Source organism: Parvibaculum sp. (assembly GCF_040882025.1).
In the GTDB taxonomy this organism is placed as follows: domain Bacteria; phylum Pseudomonadota; class Alphaproteobacteria; order Parvibaculales; family Parvibaculaceae; genus Parvibaculum.
This window is the reverse complement of sequence record NZ_JBBECC010000169.1, coordinates 1-2,006: the sequence shown is the minus strand read 5'-3', so window position 1 is coordinate 2,006 and position 2,006 is coordinate 1. Positions and strand designations below refer to the sequence as shown.

The following is a 2,006-nucleotide window of genomic DNA, read 5'->3' as shown; positions in this document are numbered from 1 at the left end:
TGTGCCATCCTTCCCCACCCACCCTTTCGGGTGGGTATGGGACAGGCAATCTGCTTCAGCATCCCCACAAGGAAAAGCGCCTCGGGGGAGGCCATAAAGGGGGGCAGCGGTGCTGAAAACGGTAAGCAACTGGATTCGCGGGAAAAAACCCGCGAATCCCGCACCATCCTGGGAGGGTCGGGTGCCGCAAAACGCGCGTCACTGGTATTTCAACAAGCGCCCGACCGACCTCATCGAGGCCGACACGCTGGTCCTGCGCGAAGAGCCGATCCCCGCGCCTGCCGAGGGCGAGGTGCTGGTCCGCAGCCTCTACATGTCGCTTGATGCCACCAACCGCGTCTGGCTGAGCGATTGGGAAACCTACATGGAGCCGCTGCCCGTCGGCGCGCGCATGCTGGGTTTCATCCTTGGCGAGGTCGTGCAGTCGCGCAATCCGGCGCTGCCCGAAGGCACGCTGATCACGGGCCTCGGCACCTGGTCCGACTGGTTCGTCACCGACGGCGCGGGCTGGGCGCCCTTCCCGCGGCCGGAAGGCGTGCCGCTCGCCGACGCCTTCGGCATTCTGGCGGTCGCCGGCCCGACGGCCTATGTCGGCCTCTTCGAAATCGGCAAGCCGAAGCCGGGCGACACGGTCGTCGTCACGGCCGCCGCGGGCGCCGTCGGCGCACTGGTCGGCCAGATCGCGAAGCTGCATGGCTGCCGCGCCGTCGGCGTCGCCGGCTCGGATGAAAAATGCCGATGGCTGACGCAGGAGCTTGGCTTCGACGCGGCCATCAACTACCGCAAGGAAAATCTGCTCGAGGCGCTGAAGCGCGAGGCGCCCCGCGGCATCGACGTTCACTTCGAGAATGTCGGCGGCGACCAGCTCGATGCCGGCCTGACCTTGATGAACGAAGGCGGCCGCGTCGTCATTTGCGGTCTGATCTCGACCTACAACGCCTCGGGTCCGGTGCCGGGCCCCTACATGTTCCGCAACGTGATCATGAAGCGCCTCATCATCCAGGGCTTCGTCATTCTCGATTACGCGGCGCATTTCGCCGAATATCACGCGCAGCTGATCGAATGGATGCGCAACGGCCGGCTGAAATACCGCCTGCATGTGGTCGACGGTCTGGAAAACGCATCCGACGCGCTGAAACTGCTCTACACCGGCGGCAACAACGGAAAACTGATGGTTCGCATCGGCGCCGGCGCCGCCTGACGGTCGTGCGAACGGGGAGAGAGACGGAAGGCCCGGCCCTGCATTTTTGGGGCCCGATGGAAACGTGAAGGTTTCCTGCCCTTGGAGGAGGGGTGCCAATGACCGCGACAGTGGAACCGGGAGCGACGGCGGCGCGTGCCGCCGGTGGCAGGGCACGGGCGACGGGTTTTGCCGGCGCGCTGGCCGGCCAGCCCGCATCGAACAATCTGGTACTCCGCAAGCAGCAGCTTGATCGGCTGAAAAATCACGCCGAAGTCCGCCTCATCGTGGCCCAGGCGCCGGCCGGCTTCGGCAAGACGACCCTGCTACGGCAATATTGCGCCCATCGCGAAGCACAGGGCATCCGCATCGCCTGGCTGCATCTCGAATCGCATTATTCGGATCCCTCGCGTTTCCTGCGCCTGCTCTGCGAGGCGGTCGCCAATGCGCGCCGCGAGGAAGATGCCGCCGTCCCGCTGCCCGAAGGATCCTCGGCCTCGATCCAGGATTTCCTGCGCTGCCTGCGCGCGATCAAATCCGGCATCGTGATGGTGGTCGACAATTTCGAGCAGGCCTCCCATCCCGGCATGGAGGCCGTCATTGCCCAGCTGGTGCGCGTCCTCCCCAAGGGCGCGCAGCTTTGCATCGGCACCCGCGTCATCCCCTCGATCAATCTGCCGCGCCTGCAGCTTCGCGAACAGGCGGTGGTGGTCAATGTCGAGGGCTTGCGTTTTCGCGCCGGCGAAACGGCCGAGTTCTTCCGCGAGTTCCGCGAAATCTCCGAAGAGGAAGTCGACAAGTATCAGGCGGCGACCGATGGCTGGCC

At 65.4% G+C, this 2,006-nt stretch carries 2 protein-coding genes; both read left to right on the top strand.

The features are described from left to right. Nucleotides 1–181 precede the first annotated feature (181 nt). On the top strand, nucleotides 182–1,201 hold the full coding sequence (locus WEB61_RS12090) for an NADP-dependent oxidoreductase (RefSeq protein ID WP_368064586.1): 1,020 nt from the start codon (nucleotides 182–184) through the stop codon (nucleotides 1,199–1,201). A 98-nt stretch (nucleotides 1,202–1,299) separates the two neighbouring features. Next, the coding region (locus WEB61_RS12085) for an AAA family ATPase (RefSeq protein WP_368064585.1) at nucleotides 1,300–2,006 on the top strand (707 nt) is incomplete at its 3' end.